Genomic DNA, 21,270 nt, shown 5'->3' with positions numbered 1-21,270 from the left:
CCGCCAAGGCCCCCGGGGCGGGCCCCGGCCGGATCATCCGGCCGGGGCCTCGCCGTCTTCGTCCGACGGGGCCTTGTACTGCTCACGGCAGATCTGGTAGATCCTCTTCAGCTGGTCCTCGGTCAATTTCCGGACCATTTCCTTGACTTCCGGGGTCCAGAAACCCTTCCGCATTTGTTTGATGGTCTTCTCGTCCACCCCGGGGTTGGCCTGCCTCGTCAAGTACTCGGCGAGAGCCTCCTCCAGCCCCTCCCTGATCGCCTTGAAAGCGGCGTTGCTGACCTTCTTGTCGATGGTTCCGGTGTAGTCCTCCGCCAGGACCTTCCAGTGGTTGTCGGCTATCCAGGTGACTCCGAGCGCCTTGAGTCCGTTGGCGCCGAACTCCGGCACGGCAGTCGCGCAGACCTTGGCGGCCGCCGACTCGATCTCGTGCGCCATGTCCTCCGCCAGAGCCAGCTGCCCCTCCACCTGCTCCCACGCGTCAGGAGCGAGGCGCTCCTTGAATTCGTTGAATTCACGCAGGTAGGGCAGGGTCTGCTTCGCCAGTTCGAAGCCGGTCATCTCCTCGACGGCCTTCATCTGATCCAGGCCCACGCGCACGGGATCCGCCAGGTGCGGGTGGGACTCGTGCCCGACTTCCATGGGCCTCTCGTGACGGCCCAGATAGAATTCGATCGCACTTCGAATCACCTTCGGATCGCCCCCCAGGAACTTTCCGGGGAACGCGCCTTCGAGCATCCGGTCATTCGCCCTCGCCTCGGTGATGAATGCCCGGCCGTAGTTCCGCCCCATGGCTTCCTCGAACTTCAGTCCGCGCGTCCATCCCTTGGACTGCTTGAGGTTCGGCAGCCCGTCGCCCTCGTTGCGGTGCGGGCTGATGTCGATCGAGACGATCTTGATTCCGGCGAAGGAGAGCTCGTCCATCACGCCGCTGCGCATGCCGACCGCTCCGACCACCTCGTACGTGTCGGAGAGGTACTTGAGGAGCGCGAGCTCCTTGCGGCGGTTCCCGACCGACGGCCAGTTCCAGTACTCCCGCAGGGCCGGCCCCTCCCAGACGGCGGGCTCCTCGCCCATCGGAACGATCGTGTGACCGTCCCCGAGCGCCGCCTTGGCCTGCTCGATGATCTGCACCACGCCCTCCGTACCGGTGTCGAGGGCCGGTGCGTTGGCGCCGGCCCGGCCGCTGTGACCGCTGCCCCGGTACACCACGAGCACGTACTTCTTCCCCTCCTCGAAGCCCCCGAAGTCCGGATTCGCCAGGTCCCGCCGGAAGGCCTCGCCCTCTTCCGGGGTGTAGTGCCCGTAGCCACGGGCGAACTCCGTCACCCGGGCGTCCTGGAACGTCACCTCGCCCGTCGGATCCTGATAGTTCGCGGTGCGCTTCTCGACCATGCCCACGGCCCGTGTCAGCTCCTGCACCTGCACCTGCACCTGCTCCTTGGTCTCCGCGTTCCTCGTCGCGGACGGCACGGCACTGTTGACCAGTTTCAGATGGTCGGCGACGAGCGGCCGCTTGAGGTAGGCGGCGAGATCCTCCGACGCGTCGGTCTCGTTGCGACCGAACTTGCTCGGCAGTTGCGTCTCGGTCGTGTACACCACCGTGCGCCCCGACCGGATCAGGTCGTCATGCAGATTGATGATCTGTTCGACCTGGCCCTTGGTGGCTTCGGTGACGTTCCAGATCACCAGGCCGCGGTCCGGATAGGCGACCAGGGCGGCGCGCATGTGGTACATGTCGCCGGAGTTCTCCGCCCTGATGGTGTAAGTCGTCTTCGGAAGCAGCTTCAGACCGTCCGCCGATACGTGGTCACCGGACGCCGTCACCCACAGGTGGGTGTCGGGCGTGATCGACGGGGGAACGACCGCGCTGGCGGACTGTTCCACGTTCTCCTGTGCTTCCTTGAGCTCCCAGCGCAGGCCGCCTCCCTCCTCCTCGGTGTTCCCGCGGACGGTCCACACCTCGGCGAAGCCGCCCGGTCGGGTGACGGCCACCGTGGCCACGGTGGCGGAATCACGCAGCCGCAGCTCCAGCGCGGTGCGGGCCGCTTCTCCGGTGCCGTAGTCGTACGCCAGCCGTTCCAGCCTCCTCGACCCGGGTGCGCCGCCGCCGTCCGTCGGGCCGTACACCTCCCCCTCGATCCGGTTCCGCTTCGGCGGTTGGAGCAGTTCCAAGGCGCGGGTGCGCTGAACCGACCACTCGGCCGGGGGCCTCGGCGCGGCCGGGGTCTCCGCCACCGGCAGGGGCACCGTCACGTGGAAGGTCATCAGGACCGAGTAGACGGAATCGCCGTCGCTGCTCGAAGATCCGGCGGCGGTCTGGTCCTCATCGCCCGCATGCCCGGCGACGACCTGATCCTCATCGCCCAGATGTCCGACGCCGACCTGATCCTCATCGCCCAGATGTCCGACGCCGACCTGGCCCACGTCGCCCAGGACGACCGGCACCGGCTGGTCCGGGTCGATGGGGTCGTGCTCGGTGGCCTGGGGGACGGGCTCCTCGTCCGGGCGCAGGAGTTCCTGGCCGTGTGCGGTGGACTGGACGGTGCCGTGCTCGGTGACCGCCAGGTGGTACCAGTCGCCGGCCCCCTCGACCCTCGGGAGGCCGTTCCCCGTGTAGCCGACGCGCGCGGCGACGACCATGCGGGGCTGGTCCCCGCCGGTGAGGTGGACCAGGCCCCCGGCGGCGAAGGCCTCGGGGCGGCCGAGGCGCTCCAGCGCCGGGCTGAGGGGCAGGTTGTTGGCCTCGGCGAAGGCCCGGCGGGCCGCGAGCGCCTCGTGGAGGGCGAGCAGGGTCCTGTCGGCGTAGGAGGCCTGGCGCTCGGCGCTTCCCTCGGGGCCGGGAGGGCGGTAACCGGAGTTGCAGGAGAGGAAGCGCAGCGGCTCGCCTTGCCACTGGCCGCCTTCGGCCAGCCGCAGCAGCGCGCCCGCCATCTCCTCCGGGCTCAGCTCCCTGCCGAGCCAGGTCGGCGCCCCGTCGTGCTGGAGGGTGTGGTAGGCGAGGGTGAAGTACCGGGGATCCGCCGGGAGGTGGCTCAGCGCCTCCAGGACAGCCTGCGCGGCGGGGGTGCCCCGCTCGTTCAGGTCGGCGAGGTAGTGCACCCCGTTGGCGGGGCCGGGCAGGGGCGTGGCGAGCGTCTCGGCGACGGCGTCGGCGGTGGAGCCGCGGCTGATCGTCTGCCCCTCGGGGTGCAGGACCGAGTACAGCACCCGGTGGTTGCTCACCGACTGGACGACGGTGGTCTCGCTGATCGGGATCTCCATCTCGATCGGGACGAGGCCCTGCACGGTCTCGGTCCGGTCGCCGTCCCGGAAGGTCAGCTGGACCTCGGCCTGGCCGACGTAGCGGGCGGCCGGGGTGGGGATCTTGGCGTTGGCCACGGTCTTCCCGGAGGAGCCCGCGGACGGCCCCTCACGCCACCGGTGGCCGCCCCCACCGACGACGCCGGTGGTGAACTCGGCGGCGCCCTTGGCGCCGAACTTGGCGCCGAGCTGGCCCTGGACGTTCCACCGCCGCCAGTCGAGACGGGTGTGCCGCCCGCCGCTGGTGGAGTCGTTGGCCGGGCTGAAGGCGGCCACCCGGTTGTCGCTGTGGTACTCCAACTGGACGATCGAGATGGTGGCGCTGATGCCGGCGTCGTCGACGAACAGGCGCTTGCCGGCCGACGGGGTCTCGATGGTCCGGCCGTCCTGCACCACCGCGTCGCGGCGCGGGGCGTTCGGGTGCTCCTCCGACGGCGGCAGGATCTCCCGGCCCCGGGCGACCGACCCGAACAGGGCGGACAACTGCGCGTGGCTGTGGGTGTTCCGGGCGACGGACTCCAGCCAGGACCACGTCCCCTCGCGGAAGAAGCGCTCACCGAACACGGTCAGCAGGTCCCGCACGCCGGAGGTGTCGTCGAGCCAGCGCACGACGCCGGTCTCGTGCACCCCGTGGGTGAACACCGATTCCGGCGGCCGCCGGACGACCTGCGTCGCGGACGGCACGGCCGGGGGGATCGGGGGCAACTGCCGGTCGGGATCGTCCGGGCGCGGCGGCCGGACGGGCTCGCCCCGGCCGGACTCCAGCAGCACGTCGGCGTGGATCCGCGTCTCGACGACCGTCCGCCGGTACAGGCCGACGCGGGCGAGGCGGTCCCCGGTCCTGACCAGCTCCCGGTTGAGGGCCTGGAACTTGGACGGGGCGGCGCTGCCGCCGGCGTCCTGCCGCTCCCTGTCCTGCCGTCGGAACATCTGCTCCCGTGCCTCGCGGCTGGGGCGGATCTTGTGCGGGGAGGCCAGGCTCACCGCCGGCTTGCGCTCGAACTCGACCTTCAGCACCACGTCCGCGCGGTAGGACCGGCCGTCCGTCACCTTGCTCTTGACGGCCGTCCCGCTGGCGGTGCTGGCACTGCCGTGCTCCAGCCGGTCGACGCCCCACGCTCCGGTGACGCTGCCGCCGCCGACGAACGCCGCCCCCGTGGCCAGCACGTCGGTGGTGGCCAGCAGGCTGCCGGTGATCGCGGTGCCCTGGCCGCCGCCGGTGTTGGTCCCGCCGTCGGCGCTGGTGAGCGAGGTCTGGGCGCCGTGGCCGATGTTGAACTCGACCACCGGTGCCGGACCGGTCGGGGTCAGTTCCCGTACCTCGGCGGTGATCCACGCCCGGCTGCGGCCGTGCTTCACCACGATGGGGTGGCCGGCCATCACCGACTTGAGGTCGGTGTGCAGCCGGTCGAAGTCCAGCTCGGCGAGCAGCTTCCGCTGCATGCCGGGCCAGTCCTTGCCCAGGAAGCCCGCGGCCCTGCGGCCCAGATCCTGGACGACCTCGTGGACCGTCCCCTCCCGGCCCAGCCCCCGGTAGACGGCGGTGACGACGTCGGAGGAGCCGAGCCGGTGGCTCGGCAGTTGCCGCACGGGCGCGGCCGGATCAATGGTGCGGTGCGGCGCGGCCACCACGGCCGACACCGGAACGGTCAGGTCGTCAAGCCTCGCCGACCGCTTCGACGGCTCGAACGAGACGGTGAACTCGGCGGTGGAGTCGGACAGTCGGGCCAACTCCGTGGCCTTGGCCCGGCTGTTGGTGCCGCCGGTGCGGTCGATCGAGAGCCCCTTGACGAAGTCCCGGGTGTGCGAGGCCTCCCCGGCGAGGTCGACGTGCGGGACGGAACCCCCGAGCTTGAGCCGGAACCGGAACCGGGTGCGCAGGTCGGAGGTGGTGCCGGTGGTGGTGCGCTGCTGGCTGCCGACCTCGAACTCGAAGCCGGTGACCAGCGTCTCCCTCGGCCGGGGGTTGATCAGCTCGGCCGCCACCACGACCGTTCCCTTCCACCCGTCGAGGTCGACCGGGATCCGGATCCGCTCGCCCCGGCTCAGCCGGGACAGCGCGGCCTTGAGGCCGTACGGGTCGACCGCCCTGGCGAGCCGCGCCAGGACGCGCTCGGGCACCGGGTGGCCGGACTGCCGTTCGAGCGTCTCCCTGATCTGCCTCAGCACGGCGGTGTCGCCCCTGCCGAGGCTCAGCACCACGTCGGACTGGCCGAGCCGGGTGACCGTCCGCTGCGTGGCCACCTGCTCCGCGACCTCCTGGTGCGGGGCCGAGGGAGCCGTGAAGCCGTTCCGGTCGTGCTCGCCGACCTGGCGCAGCGCCGTGTGCACCTGCTCCAGGCTCAGTTCGGCGGAGAGCGGGACCGACCCGCGATGCTCCCCGTTGACCGTCACGTCCAGGGTGATCTCCGTCCGGAACAGCTCCTGCGCACTGCCGTACTTGCCGTTCGCGTAGCTCTTGCTGGACTCCCCGCCGCGCCACCCGTCGCGGACCCGCGACTCCACGGAGGCCGTGACGTTGCCCTGCATGGTGTCCTTGAAGGGCTTGCCCGCGGCGTCCAGCACCTCCCGGGTGTGCACCGGACCCTTGCCGCCGCCCTGGCCCTGCACGGTCTTCGTGTCGGAGCGCAGGTGACGCGACGAGTCGAAGGTGCTGCTCTCGCGGATCGGGTTGAGCTCGGCGTTGCTCTGGGGCCGCACGTGGTCGATCCGGGTGACCCGGGCCGTGACGGAGACGTGCATCTTCTCCAACGGGCCGAGGGTGACCTCGGGACCGCGCAGTTCGGATCCGCGCGACATCCCGACCAGGTGGGCGCTGACGGCGGCGTGCGAGTAGGCCTGCAGGATGTCCTCGCGCACCGCCGACCAGCCCTGCTCGCCGCCGAACACCTCCCGGCCGATCCGGTCGAGTTCGGCGTGCAGCGGGGCGACGCTGCGCAGGTCCCGGACGGTGGCGGTGTCGGGCAGCCCCTGCCAGAACTCGTCCCGGGGGGCCAGGACTTCGTCTCCCACCGCGTGGGCGTGCTCGGGGGGTGTGAGCTGCTGGGCGGCGGTGAACACGGGCGGCTGCGTGCCGGGCACGACCTCCTCGACCGGGGTGACGAGGGTCGCCTCGGCCTGGTCGATCACCACCCGGAAGCCCAGATCGACGTGGGCGTCCTGGTCGGCGGGCTGGGCCAGCCTGCTCCGCCAGCCGAAGGTGACGGTCAGGTCGGCCGCCCCCTCGAAGAGCACCGCCGGGTTCTTGACCTTGGTGCCGAGCCCCAGGTCGTCACCGGAGCCGTGGAGCTCGACGTCGTCCCGGCCGGCCCGGCCGCCCAGCCCGCCCCCGGCACCGCCGTTCTTGGCGATCCAGTTGCCGACCGAGGACGGCAGCGTCTGCCAGTCCTTGCTGCCGGTCTTCTGCTCGACGTGCGAACGGGTCGTCGCGGTGGCGATGTTGAACTCGGTGCTCGGCAGGGTGTGGACCTGCTGCATCCGGGAGACGGTCCCGCCGCCGATGGTGATCACCGCGGCGGGCCCGGTCAGGCTGTCGTCGACGATGGTCAGCTTCTGGCCGGACATCACCCCCTTCAGCTCCTGGTGCAGGGTGCCGAGGTCGAGTTCCTCCAGCAGCCTGCGCTTGAGGGCGGGCCAGCGCCCTTCGAAGTACTGCTCGGCCTGGCCCTCGAAGCCCGCCACGAACGTGGCCAGGGCCGCCGCGCCGTGCCCGGCCGGCGCGACGGGCTGGTTCACCGGGGCGAGCTCGATGTCGCCCGCGGCGTTCGGCACGGGCGCCGGCGGGCGGGCGGTCGTCCAGACGTCGGTCACGATGTGCGAGCCGGCCAGCCGCAGGTTCTCGGCGGTCTCCCGCGGCACCGTGTAGTGGGCCTGGGGCACCTGCGGCGCGTTCGCGGTCTCCCGCACCGGCACGGCGACCCGCCCGGTGAAACCGAGGTCGATCGGCTGCGGCACCTTCCACGGCCCCGGTGCGCCCTGGAGGCGGGCGTCCAGGAACTCCACCCGCACGTTGAACGGCGTGTCGAACAGCGCCGCCGGCTCGACGGTCTTACCCCGGGCCAGTGTCCTGCTGGCCTCGGCGGTGGCACTGCCGTGCAGCCAGCCGTGCTGATAGCCGAGCGTCTCGGTGAGATCCCCCGAGCTGCCGAACTTCGCCTTGAACTGCACACCGAGGTTGGCCTGCGTCAACCCGTCGGAGGTGACGCCGATCATGCTCTGCTGCTCCGAGCCGTACTCGAACTCGAAGCCGGACACCGTCTCGACGTACGTGCCGTCCCCCGCGCCACCCGTGATCCGGACCGTGCCGGACCACTGGCCCGCCTGGAAGTCCACCTCCCGGACATCGCCCCGGGACAGCGCGGACACCGTCGGCCGCAGCACCTCGCCGCCGAACAGGCTGTTCGCCAGCGTCCGCGCGGCATCCCGGTCCCCGTGCAGCGCCTCGGCGAACCGGTCGGTGAGCTGGTTCAGAATCCGCACGTCGTCGTGGTTCAGAGCGACCAGGACGTCGTACGCGGCCAACCCGCGCTCGCCGACACGGGACGGCGGTAGCGGGGCGGGCGGCGGCGGAGGCTGCACCTCTTGCTGCTGTTGTTGCTCCAGCTGCTGTTGCTGTTGCTGTTGATCCTGCTGCTGCTGCGAGCTCTGCGTGACCTCATGGGAGTTCGCCACCGTCAGCGACTCTTCGGTGATCCCCTCAGTGATCCCCTCAGTGATCCCCTCAGTGGTCTCCTCGGTGGTCTCCTCGGTGTGCGAGGAGGTCTGCTGGAGCGCAGCCCCCTCATCGTCCGTGGTCAGCGGCAGGCCGCTCTCTTCGGCGACCACCGATTCCTGCGTGGTGGACTCGTCGTGGGAGACGGTGTGGTCGACGGCCTGCTCTACCGACTCGGTCTCGGAGACGACGTGGGAGGTGTCCTGCGACACGACCGCCGTCTCCTCGGGCACGACGATGTGCTGTTCCTCGCCCCTTCCGTCCATGAACTCCCGGAAGCCCTGGAACATCTCCTCTACGCGCTGCTCCTCGGCCCTCCCGTCCATGAACTCCCGGAGACCCTCGAACATCTCCTCTACGCGCTGCTCCTCGGCCCTCCCGTCCATGAACTCCCGGAGACCCTCGAACATCTCCTCCTCGGCCCGGGCGCGGCTGACCTGGTTCGAGGGCCGCGCCTGGACGGACTGCGGGTCGGTGCCGTAAAGGTGCTCCAGCAGCGGCAGCAGTTCGGGCTCGTTCTCACGGACCCAGTCGACACCGTTGTTGCGAGGCTTCCCGGTCTGCGGATCGTTCCCGTGATTCGTCCCGAGATACGTGTTGCTCAGCTGAGCGAAGAACTCATGTACATCCGCCGACGAGTAGTTGCCGACCAACTCCCCCGCAGCATTGCGCCGCGATCCATCGGGCCAGACCGTCACGGACTCCTCACCGAACAGATCGGCCAGACCGTCGGCGAGACGCTTGCCCCGGTACACCTCCTCGACCAGCGCCCTCTGCTCACGACTCAGCCCGAACTCCAGGACCGCGTGCGCAAGTTCATGAGTCGCCGAGGAATACCCCTCCGGCTGCGTAGTGTGCGGCCCCACCGACGTCCGCTCACCGAGCAGGTTCTCCTCGGGGATCGCCACCACAAGCTCGTCGTTCGCCCCCCGCAACTGGTCAACACTGCGCCCGTTGCCCGCCTCACCGCCGGCCACCAGCCCGCGAAGCTTCTCGAAACCCGCCACCCCGGTCAACGGCACATCACGCGGCACCACCACCACGCGCACACCAGCCGCCACCAGCCTGGCCGCGACCTCCTTGTCCTGCAACATCCGCGCGACCTGCAACTCAGCCTCACGCCGCGAAGCAACCGGCTGATGCACACGGGGGTCCACGTCGATCACCAACCGCGCCGCCGCCTGCGCGAAGTCCTCCGCCGACAACTCCGACCGCAGACTCGCCACAAAAGCGGTATCGGCCGCGAGCTCCCGCCGGGCCTCCGGACCGAGGTGCTCCAACGCCTGCACCCGCTCATGCAACGGCCCCGGCACCGGCATACCACCACCGTGCTCCACCGCCAGCGGATTCACCACCACCGACTCCTCCGACACCCCCGAAGGCGCCGGCCGAAGCCTCTTCTCCGCCGAATCCTCCGGCTCCGAGTCACTGTTGTGCTCAAGCGGCCGCTTCGGAGCCCCATCGCCCTCCTGGGTGCTGGCGGCAGCCGGTACCCCTTCCGGAGCGGGGACAGGGCTCAGCGGGGAGTAGTGACTGTCGGAGAGGAACAGGGAGACGTCCCTGTTGCCCTCGGGGGCACCGGGTACCGGCGCCAAGGAGTGCCAGTTGACCCCGTCGAAGATGTGCAGCCGCACCCCCAGAGCCGAGGCGACGATCGACGGGATCAGATCACCGTTCGACCCGGCCCACCACCCCCTCGTCTTGACCATCCAGCCGAGATCATCGGGCTTCGCCCCGTGCGTCTGCGCGAATGCGGTGACCAGCTCCATGTTGTGGCCGATCCACCTGGAGACGCGGTTGCGCAGCATCGCCGCGTTCTGAGGGCTGACGGCCGTGCCCATAACGTGGTTGACGGAGTGGTAGAGACAGTCCCCGTCGCGGGGCACCTCGTGGATCTGGTAGCCCATCTCGTACAGGTACGCGCCGTCGTGGAGGCTGCGGTGGTACGACTGCAGTTCGGGCAACAGGGGCAGCCCCTCCTCGGCCATCCTCCGGTACACCTGCCACGGGGGGTTGTCGGCGTACCGCGGCCCGTCGGCGAAGACCTCGTCGAACTTGCCCAGGTAATCCTCCACCGCCCGTCCGCCGCCCGAGGCCGTCACGACCTCCTGGCGCAGCTTGCCGTACCGGTTCCGCAGGTGCTGGACGCGGTTGGCGGCGAACTGCCCGGCGTCGAGCGGCCGGTCACCCGAAAGCCCCAGCTGCTCCCGGATCTTGGCCACAGCGTCGTACCCGAAACCGCGTTCCTGGCCGTAGACGTCGACGGGCTTGCGCCACCGGAGGATGTCGCCCCTCAGGTGGAAACCGTGGTTGGGCTTGGCCTGCGGCTGGTTGCCCTTGCCGCCCCCACCCGACTGCTTCTTCTCCTTGCCCTTACCGCCCGCCCCCGACTGCTTGGAGGCGCCGTGCTTCTCGTCGTACGGGATGGTGTACCGACCGGACGCGGTGGGCGGGGTCGGGATCACCACCCGCTCGTAGCCCGGCGCCTTGCCTCCGAATCCAGTCTCCCCCACGTCGTTTGCGTGCCACTTCTCCATCCGCTCCCGTCCGCTGGAGCCCTTCTCCTCCAGGTACGCGACCTTGTGGCCGAGCAGTGCGGCGGCTTCCAGGTTGCCGGAACGGGCCCCGAGGTGGTTCATGTCGTACTGGCGATTCAGGAAGTCGTACAGCCTCAACTGGCCGGTCCTGAGGTTCTCCGTCCAGACGGACGGGTCCGATCCACCGTCCTTCCAGAAGCCGGTGACGTGGTGGATGGTGTCGATCCCGAGCTCCTCGCGCATCTCCGCGACCAGCTCGTTCCACTTGTTCTGCCGAGAAGGATGGGGGTCACCGGTGATGAGCACCATGCCCTGCTCACGGGCGACCTCCCGCAGGATCTGCCGCACGCCTTGGAAACTGGTGTCGTGCTCCATCCGGCCGCCCAGGTCGGCCCACTGCGTGGCCTTGCCGGTGAAACGGGACCAGAGCACCAAGACCTTCGAACCCCGGGCAGGCAGCGTGATCCCACGGCCCGTCAGCCAGTCGGCGATCCGCTGATCGTGCGCAGGAGTCATCTTCCAGGCGTCGCGGACGGTCTGGCGCAGTTCGTCCGAGAACACCTTGGCGACCTTGTCAGTACCGAACGTGACGCTCTTGACCACCGCCTCCTGGTCCTGCTCGGAAAGCACCTCCCAGTCCTCGGCCACGATGCGGCGGGCCTCCGCGTCCATCACCTCGTAGAGGCGGCCCGTCTCCATGGTCGGCACCTCCACGGTGTGGATGCGATCCCCGTCGATCCCGATGGAGCGGTAGAAGGCCTCGATCTCCAGGGACTTGTCCTTGGGGTTGACGGCGTGGCCCTCCGCCGTGCGCGGCCCCCGCGCGATCAGGACGTGCAGGTTCGAATCGTTCAGCAGCGCCACCGAGATACCGAACTGGTCACCGGAGGAGTAACCCGGCTGCTTGACCAACCGCCGGTGCTCCGGCGGCAGGTTGTCCTCGTGGATGTTCGCCCTCGGAGCGACGTCCAACGGGCCGCCCTCGTGCGAACCGGTCCCGTGCGGGGCCGAAACCGGGTCCACCCAGACATGCTCACGGTCATGCGGCGACGCCAACTCCCGCGCCTCATCCCAGGTCCGACCATGCGTGGGAGCCGGGTCGAGGTGCCCCACCACGGACGAGATCAGCTGCAAGTGCCGCTCCCGCAGACCACCCTGCCCCAGACCACCCGGCGCCGGAGCCCGGTGATCACCCAGCAGACTCCCCTCGACCGCAGGACGATGAGACAGACCCGAAGCCCGGTACTCGTCCCGCAGACCGATCTGGTGGCCCAACTCGTGCGCGTAGTCGATCGGATCCGCGTCCAGCCACCAGGACCTCTGATCCATCTCCCGGCCCCGCGAAACCAGGTCCACCGTCAGATGCGCCCGCTCACCCAGCCTGGCAGGCAACACCGTCACATGCATCCGGTCACCATTGGCCAACCGGTAACCAGGCGCGTTGAGATACTCCTCCACACCCTGAACGACCTTGTCCCACACCAGAGCCGTGTTGTGACCCCGACCACCCTCGACGAAATCGATCCGCACCGTCAGATCCGTCACCGGACCCTCATGATCGAACCGACGCGCCTCGAACGACGACTGCACCACGAAACGCGGCGTCCGATCCACCACCATCCGCGGCGCCGACACCGGCGACTCCACGGACTCATGGACAACCACCGATTCCTGCGGCATGGACTCCTCGTGGGAGACGGTGTGCCGCTCCTCTCCGGTCGCTTCCATGAACTCACGGAAGCCCTCGTACATCTCCTCCTCGGCCCGGGCCCGGCTGACCTGATTCGAGGGCCGCGCCTGGACGGACTGCGGGTCGGTGCCGTAAAGGTGCTCCAGCAGCGGCAGCAGCTCCGGCTCGTTCTCACGGACCCAGTCGACACCGTTATTGCGAGGCTTCCCGGTCTGCGGATCGTTCCCGTGATTCGTCCCGAGATACGTGTTGCTCAACTGAGCGAAGAACTCATGCACATCCGCCGACGAATAGTTGCCGACCAACTCACCCGCAGCATTGCGCCGCGATCCATCGGGCCAGACCGTCACGGACTCCTCACCGAACAGATCGGCCAGACCGTCGGCGAGACGCTTGCCCCGGTACACCTCCTCGACCAGCGCCCTCTGCTCACGACTCAGCCCGAACTCCAGGACCGCGTGCGCAAGTTCATGAGTCGCCGAGGAATACCCCTCCGGCTGCGTAGTGTGCGGCCCCACCGACGTCCGCTCACCGAGCAGGTTCTCCTCAGGGATCGCCACCACAAGCTCGTCGTTCGCCCCCCGCAACTGCTCGACGCCGCGCCCGTTGCCCGCCTCACCGCCGGCCACCAGCCCGCGAAGCTTCTCGAAACCCGCAACACCGGTCAACGGCACATCACGCGGCACCACCACCACGCGCACACCAGCCGCCACCAGCCTGGCCGCGACCTCCTTGTCCTGCAACATCCGCGCGACCTGCAACTCAGCCTCACGCCGCGAAGCAACCGGCTGATGCACACGGGGATCGACGTCGATCACCAACCGCGCCGCCGCCTGCGCGAAGTCCTCCGTCGACAACTCCGACCGCAGACTCGCCACGAACACCGTGTCCGCCGCGAGCTCCCGCCGGGCCTCCGGACCGAGGTGCTCCAACGCCTGCACCCGCTCATGCAACGGCCCCGGCACCGGCATACCACCACCGTGCTCCACCGCCAGCGGATTCACCATGACGGAACCCTCCGACACCCCCGAAGGCGCCGGCCGAAGCCTCTTCTCCGCCGAATCCTCCGGCTCCGAGTCACTGTTGTGGTCGAGTTGCCGCTTCTGCCCACCCTCGTCCACCGGAACGGTGACGGGGGCCGGCTCGGAAACCAGCAAGGAGTAGTGGCTCTCGGAGAGGAACAGGCGGACCTCTCCATTGGTCGCGGGGGCACCGGCTATCGGCACCACGGGGTGCCAGTTGACCCCGTCGAAGATGTTCAACCGCACCCCCAATACCGAGGCGACGATCGACGGGATCAGGTCCCCGTTGGACCCCGCCCACCACCCCTGGGACTGGGCCATCCAGCGAAGGTCCCCGAAGGTCGACCCGTGCTCGGTCGCGAATGCGGTGACCAGCTCCCGGTTCTGGTTGATCCATTCGGTGACGTGGGCGCGCATCTGCAACGCGTCAGCGAACCAGTACAGCTGCTGGTTGACGGAGTTGTAGAGACAGTCCCCGTCACGGGGCACGTCTTGGATCCGGTAGCCCTCGGCGGCCACGAGCGCATTGTTATGGGACGCGCGGTGGTACGACCAAAGTCCGGGCAGCTTGGGCAACCCGTTGGTGACCATCCATTGGTACATCTGCTCGGGGGAGGCGTTGGCGAACTCCGGCTTGTCCTTGAAGAAGTAGTCGAGCTCGCCGATGTAGCCCTCCACCCACGGTTCGCTGCCCGAAGACCTCAGGAACTCCTGGCGCAGCTTCTCGTACCGGTTCCGCAGGTGCTGGACGCGGTTGGCGGCGAACTGCCCGGCGTCGAGCGGCCGGTCACCCGGAAGCCCCAGCTCCGCGCGGATCTTGCGCAGCGCCTCGTAGTCGAAGCCGCGTTCCCCGGCGTAGACCTCCACGGGCTTGCGCCACAGGGCGGTCTCGCCCCGCGGCTGGTGACCGCGGTCGACCGTGCCCGACGGCTGAATCTCGTTCTTTCCCGCCGGCGCGTTGCCCATGCCCCGCTCACCCGCCGGCAGGAAGGAGCCGTGTTTCGCGTCGAACTGGGTGGTGTACTTGCCGGACGCGGTGGGCGGGAAGTCGATCGTCACGCGCTCGTAGCCTGGCGCCTTGCCTCCGAGTGCGGCCCTGCCGGTGCTGTAGTCCAGGTGCCACCGCTCCATCCGCGCCCGTCCGCTGGAGCCCACCTCCTCCAGGTACGTGACGTCGTGGCCGAGCAGCGCGGCGGCTTCCAGGTTGCCGGAGCGGGCCCCGAGGTGGTTCATGTCGTACCGGCGGTTCAGGAAGTCGTACAGCCTCAGCTGCCCGGTCCTGAGGTTCTCCGTCCAGACGGAGGGGTCCGATCCGCCGTCCCTCCAGAAGCCGGTGATGTGGTGGATGGTGTCGATCCCGAGCTCCTCGCGCATCTCCGCGACCAGTTCGTCCCACTTGGTGTTCCGGGAGGGGTGGGGGTCACCGGTGATGATCACCATGCCGTGTTCGCGGGCGAACTCTCGCAGGATCTGCCGCGCCCCCTGGAAACTCGTGTCGTGCTCCATCCGGCTGCTCAAGTCGTCCCACCGGGTTGCCTTGCCGGTGAAACGGGACCACAGCACCAGAACCTTCGAGCCCTCGGCGGGCAGCGTGATCCCACGACTCGTCAGCCAGTCGGCGATCTGCTGGTCGCGCACGGAGGTCATCCTCCAGGCTTCGCGGACCCTCTCCCGCAGTTCGTCCGAGAAATCCTTGGAGACCTTCAAGGAGGCGAACGTGACATCCCTGACCATCGCCTCGTAGTCCGTCTTCGAGACGGCGCCCCAGCCTTCCGCCATCTGCCCGGCCCTGCCGTCCAGCACCTCGAAGAGTCTGCCCTTGTTCATGCTCGGCACGTCCACCATGTGGATGCGGTCCGCGGGGATCCCGATGGAGCGGTAGAAGGCCTCGATCTCCCGGGACTTGTCCTTGGGGTCGACGGCGCGACCGTCCGCCGTCTGCGGCCCGCGCGCGATCATGACGTGCAGGTTCGCGTCGTTGAGCAGAGCGACCGAGATGCCGAACTGGTCACCGGACGCGTAGCCGGGCTGCTTGATGACCCGCCGACTGCCCGGCGGCAGGTGGTCGTCACCGAGCACCCTCGGTGCGACGTCGAGCGGGCCGCCCTCGTGCGAGCCGGTCCCGTGCGGGGCCGAGACCGGGTCCACCCAGACGTGCTCACGGTCATGCGGCGACGCCAACTCCCGCGCCTCATCCCAGGTCCGACCGTGCGACCCTCCGCCGGTCGGCACATCGAGGTGCCCCACGACCGACGAGATCAGCTGAAGATGCCGCTCCCGCAGACCACCCTGCCGCAAACCATCCGCCGCCGGAGCCCGATGGTCACCCAGCAGGCTGCCCTCGACCGCCGGACGGTGCGGAAGATCCACCGTCCGGTACTCGTCCCGCAGGCCGATCTGGTGGCCCAACTCGTGCGCGTAGTCAATCGGATCGGCGTCCAGCCACCAGGACTTCTGGTCCATCTCCCGGCCCCGCGAGACCAGGTCCACCGTCAGATGCGCCTGCTCACCCAGCCTGGCAGGCAACACCGTCACATGCATCCGGTCGCCATTGGCCAACCGGTAACCGGGCGCGTTGAGATACTCCTCCACACCCTGAACGACCTTGTCCCACACCAGAGCGGTGTTGTGCCCCCGACCACCCTCGACGAAGTCGATCCGCACCGTCAGATCAGTGACCGGACCCTCGTGATCGAACCGACGCGCCTCGAACGAGGAATGCACGACGAAACGGGGCGTCCGATCCAGCACCATCCGCGGCGCCGGAACGAGCGGCTCCACGGACTCGTGGACGACCACCGTCTGGTCGGGCTCGTGGACGACCGCCTCGTCGTCGGGCCGGGGCCGCATCGTGAGATCGGACGGGGCCTCGGTGCGCGGCGGCGGTGCGGGCTGCTCCTCGGTCCGGTCGGTCCGGGTGGTGGCGCCGGTCAGCGCCGTCTCGATGGACTCGGGGAGGTCGTCCTGCCGGGGGCGTTCGTGCGAATCCGTGCGGTCACCCGAGCCCTCCGGGGTGTCGGGGCGAGCGGTCGTCCGGATCAGCGCGAGCTGCTCCTCGGCGGCCGCGGCCTCCTCCTCCCGGCGGCGGGCGAAGGCGTCCTCGTGGCCGCGTTCGTGGGCGCGCCAGCCGGCCGCGTCCAGGTGGGCGAGCTTCCACAGTTCGCGGTACCGCTCGAAGAACTCGTCGCCGTACTCGCGCTTGAGGAAGGCGATCACGTCGTCGGTGAGGACGTGCGGCGCCGCCCGGTCCTCGAACCCCGCCGCGGCGTCGCGCAGGGCGGGCGCGGCCTCGGCCTCGAAGGCGGCGTGCTCGGCCAGCTCCTCGGTGAGTTCCCGGTGCCGTCCCTCCCACTCCTCCTGCCGGACCTTCAGGTCCTCGGGCTTGCCGAACACCTCGTCGAAGGCCGAGGCGATCCGGCCGCTGTGCCCCTCCTTCAGGCGGCCGATGCCGTGCCCGGTGAGGCCGCCGTGCTCCTGGGCGGCCTTCTCGGCGGCCTCCTCGGCGGCGCGGCGGGCCGCGAGGCGGGCGGCCTGGTGGGTGAGCCGGTCGTGGACGGCGCCGGTGCCGGTGAGCTCGTCGAGCTCCCGCCCGAACGCCTCGGTGTCCTCGGTGTTCCGGTTGAGGTGGTCGGCGACCAGCCGGTCGACGTCCCGGGCCAGTTCGCGGGTGACGGTGCCACGGGCCTGCTGGACGTCGTGCTCGGTCGCCCCGAAGGCGGTGGCCCGGTCCTTGCGTTCGGCGCCGGCGTCCGTGTTCCAGGATTCGGTCGCCTTCTCCGCCTCCGTGGCGGCGCGCCGGATCGCCGCCTCGCGGACCGCCTGGACGGCGAACTCGTGCGGCAGGCCCTGGGCGCGGCCGGCCAGCGCCAGGCCGAAGAGGTCCGCGGCCTGGGTACGCTCGCGGCGCGGTCCGGCGGCCGTGTCGACGGGGCCGGCGACCTCCTCGAAGTCGGTGCCGAGGCGGTCCCGCAGCTGTTCCCTGATCAGGGTCACGCTGTCGGGTGACAGCTCGGGGCGCTCCGTCACCCCGGCGGCGGCGAGCAGCTCCCGGTCGGCCGGGGAGAGGCGGTCGTACCAGTCGGCGGTGGCCCGCTCGACCAGGTGCTCCGCCTGGGCGAGCGCGGTCTCGTGGTCGGCGCGGAAGTCGAGCTCGCCGCGCAGGTGCTCGGTGAGCCGGTTCAGGGCGTGCTGGGCCTGCGCGTTGCCCGCGCCGGTGAGGTCCTCCGGGCGGGCGTAGATCCGGGCCACCTCGGCCTCGGCCCGGGCGCTGAAGCCGCCCCGCGCCTCGCTGCGGATCAGGTCCCGGGTCATCGCCGGGAGGTCGGCGTGCGAAACCGTGACGGGGCCGTCGCCGAGGGTGCGCGGCGGGGCGCTCCACTCGGTCACCGTCCGGTCGAAGCGCTCCATCGCCACCCGGACGGCCGCCTCGCGGACCGCGGCGAGGTGGGTGAGGCCGTCGAGGCCGTCGAGGATCTGCTCGCGGTCCTGCGGCCGGGCCGTCAGCTCCTGGTACATCAGGTCCTTGGCGCGCTTCCACACCGCCGTGGGCAGGCCCGGCGGCGCGTCGTCGGGGAAGCGGACGGGCCCCTCGGTGAAGGACTCGCGGAGCAGTTCCTCGGCCTGCGCGTCATGGACGTGGCCGCTGCCGTCCGGGTCCTGGCGCAGCTTGTCGGCCGCCTCGGCGAGCTTGGCGTCGTAGGCGTCCTGGAGGTCCCGCTGGGCCTGGCGCCACTGCTCCTCGCGCCGGCCGTCCTCGTCGGCGCGGACGTGTTCGGGCGCGTCGGTGTAGTGGTAGGCCGGTGGCGGTTCCTGTCCTGGGGCCGGCTGTCCGTGCTCCTGCGCGGATTTCGCCGCGTCGCCGAAGACCGCGGCCTCCGCCATGTCCGTGTGCTTGGGCCCCGACGTGTAGTGCTCGGGCAGCGGCGAGGGGTACGAGCGCACCAGCGGCTCGCCGGCCTCGACGCGCGCCCGGCCTTCCTCGGACGCGGGGTTGACGTACTCGTACCAGTTCCCGCCGCCCTCGACGACCGGCTTGCCGTCCCGGCCGAAGCCGACCTTCGCGGCGACCACGACGTGGCCCGTACCGGGGCCCTCCTTCATCGCGGTCGGGGAGTCGAACCCCGGCACCACCCAGACCGGGCCGTCGGCCGCCACCGCCTTGACGTCGGCGAGCTTCGGGTCCGCCCAGACGTGCTCCATCACCTCCTGGACGTACCGGGAGTTGAGCGGCCCGTTCAGGTCGCAGGCGACGAACTCGATCGTGCGCCGGTCCCCGCCGAGGTGCCCGGTCTGGGCGAGCCCGCGCACGACGGAGGCCAGCTTCTCCACCGACAGCTCGCGGCCGTTGTGCATCGGCATCCCGTGCTCGTTGGTGTGGATCACCAGGGCGAAGCGGGACGGGTCGAGGGGCAGGCGCTCCAGGGCCTTCAACGTCTCCTGGGACGGCCTGTCACCGAGCACCCAGCCGGGCTGCCGCTCCGGGCCGGCGGACGGCAGGTGGTGGCCGTGCTCCTTCGGGGCGTTGGACTCGTCGACCTCCAGGTACTGCAGTTCCTCGTTGCGGGCGTGGGTGTTCTGGTTCTCGTGGGTGTTCTGGTTCTCGTGGGCGCTCTGCTGCTCGGGGGTCTTCTGGTTCTCGTGGGAGTTCTGGCTCCCCCGGGGGTTCTGCTGCTCGGGGGTCTTCGGGTTCTCCCGGGGGTTCTCGTTCTCCCGGGGGTTCTCGTTGTCGCGGGTGTTCTCGTTCCCCCGGGGGTTCTGCTGCTCCCGGGGGTTCGGCTGCTCGTGCCCGCCGGTCACCGGGACGTGGGCGGGGGCGGGGACGTTGGATTCGGACGTCGTGGCGGGCGCGGGCACCGTCTCGTGCGCCGGGGGTTGCTGCGTCGACTTCTGCCCCTGCTCGTGCGAGCCGCCGCCGGACGTCGGTACCTTGGCCGGCGGCTCGGGCTTGTTCGACGTCTCCTCGGGGGCCTTGGCCTCCGTCTTGGTCGGAGCGTCCTTGGTCTGCCGCTCCCCCGTCGTGGACGGCTGCGACTTGGAGCCGTCGGAACTGGTGGGCAAGTCCTTCGGCTGGGTGGCGTGCTCAAAGTTCCCCTCCGCCGCCAGCCGCGCCTCGCGGGCCTTGGGCCCCTCCGGCCGGGGGATCAGCAGCGAGGTCGGGTGCCCCATCAGCGTGGACGCGATGGCCAGCAGGGTTCGCGGGTGTCCCAGGCCGTAGTACTTGTCGTCGCTGCTGTTCCTGGACTCCTCGTCCCACGCGCGGATCTTGTCCTGGAAGCGGAGCCGGGCCGGGCCGGTGAGGGTGTGCCCGGCGTGGCCGATCGCGCCCATGGCGACGCCGGCGAAGAAGGTCTCGGCGGTGACCGAGAACGAGCCGTCGCCGAAGATCGAGTTGTAGGTGCCCTCGGTCAGGATGTTCTGGACGCCGCCCTTGAGGTAGCCGCCGATGCCCTCGCCGAACTTGTAGAGCATCTGCAGTCCGGTCTGCGGCCGCAGACCGTCCATCAGGTGGAGCGTCCGGTCCGCGAGGTCCTTGACGGCCTGGTGCTCGCCGCCCTTGCCGGCGTCCTTGACCGCCGCGTCCAGGAGCTTGCGGACGGTCCCGAGGTCCACGGCGTAGCGGGCGCCGCTGCCGGCGATCGTCTCGGCGACCTTCCGCCCGGCCTCGTTCGCCAGGTCCTTGGAGATGCCCAGGCTCCCGAGCTGCTCCTCGAAGGACTTGCCCATCTCCTGGGTGAACTTCTCGACGTTGGACAGCTTCTTCTCGGCGGCCTTGACCGCGTCCTCCGCCGCGTCCTTGCCTGCGGTCTTGGCCGCACCCTCCACGGCGTCCTTGGCCGTGGTCTTGGCCGCACCCTCCGCCGCGCCCTTGGCCGCGTCCTTGCCTGCGGTCTTGGCCGCCCCCTCCGCCGCGTCCTTGGCCGCACCCTTGGCCGTCGTCTTCGTCGCACCCTCCACGGCGTCCTTCGCCGTGGTCTTGGCCGCGCCCTCCGCCGCACCCTTGGCCGTGGTCTTCGTCGCACCCTCGACCGCGTCCTTGGCCGTGGTCTTGGCCGCACCCTCCGCCGCGCCCTTGAGGCCGTCCTTCACCCCGGTCTTGCCGAGGCCCGCCAGCCCGCCCTCGCCGGTCTTCTTGAGGGTGTTGAGCCCCGCGTTCTCCAGCGAGCGGCCCGCGCCCTTGGCGAGGTCTGCCGCGGTCTTCAGCTCGGCGCCGGCCAGGTTCTTGAGGTTGTTCTGCAGCTCCTTGCCGATGCCGCCGCCGAACATCTTCCCGAAGAGCTTGCCGAAGCCGAAGGTGAACAGTTCCAGCGGGCCGGTGAGCAGGCCGTTGATCGCGCCGAACTCGATCGCCTGGAGGAAGGTGTCCTTCTCCCAGTGGTCCTTGTGGCCCTGGCCGATCTGGATGCCCTGGATGATCCCGTCCATGATCATGGAGGTGGTGATGTTCAGGAACTCGTGCAGGGCGATCTGCTTGAACAGCCAGATGAAGACCTGCTTGACCAGCTCCCTGGTCGCCACCTCGGCGGCGAAGATGGTGGCCAGCGAAGCCCCGAAGGTGAGCGGGATGTTGGCGATGGCCCAGGCGATCTGCGCGGCCAGCTGGACCAGCTGGGCGATGATCATCCACTTGGCGTACTCGACCTGGTTGGCGGTCTTGTGGGCGTAGTCGCCGAGTTCCTTCGCCGAATCCCCGGAGGCCGTCACGTAGTCGGTGCCGCCGTCGGCGCCGATCAGCTGCCCCATCTGCTGGACGAACCGGTCGGCCGCCTCGCCCTCGAACTCCTCCTTGACGTAGTTCACCAACTCCAGCAGGTAGGAGCGGAGTTCGGGGACCTTCTTGTAGATCTCCAGGTAGTCGTCACCGGCCGTGCGCAGCCGGTCCTCGTTGGCCTCGGGCCACTTCATGCCGGTCACGAACCCGAACAGCTTGGCCAGGGCCGGGGGAAGCATGATCGACACGGGGGCGTACTCCTGGCGTTCGTCGAGGGTTGGGCGAAGCGGGCCGGACCG

At 70.0% G+C, this 21,270-nt stretch carries 1 protein-coding gene; it reads right to left on the bottom strand.

The genetic code is table 11. The features are described 5' to 3' along the window. Positions 1 to 33 precede the first annotated feature (33 nt). A complete protein-coding gene (locus tag ACIP37_RS12095; protein ID WP_400843740.1) occupies positions 34 to 21,219 on the bottom strand; it encodes a hypothetical protein in 21,186 nt (7,061 codons plus the stop codon). Positions 21,220 to 21,270 lie beyond the last annotated feature (51 nt).

Origin of the sequence: Kitasatospora sp. NPDC088861, assembly GCF_044750105.1 — a bacterium.
In the GTDB taxonomy this organism is placed as follows: domain Bacteria; phylum Actinomycetota; class Actinomycetes; order Streptomycetales; family Streptomycetaceae; genus Kitasatospora.
Note: the sequence above shows the minus strand (reverse complement) of the source record. Positions and strands in the feature narration are given on the sequence as shown.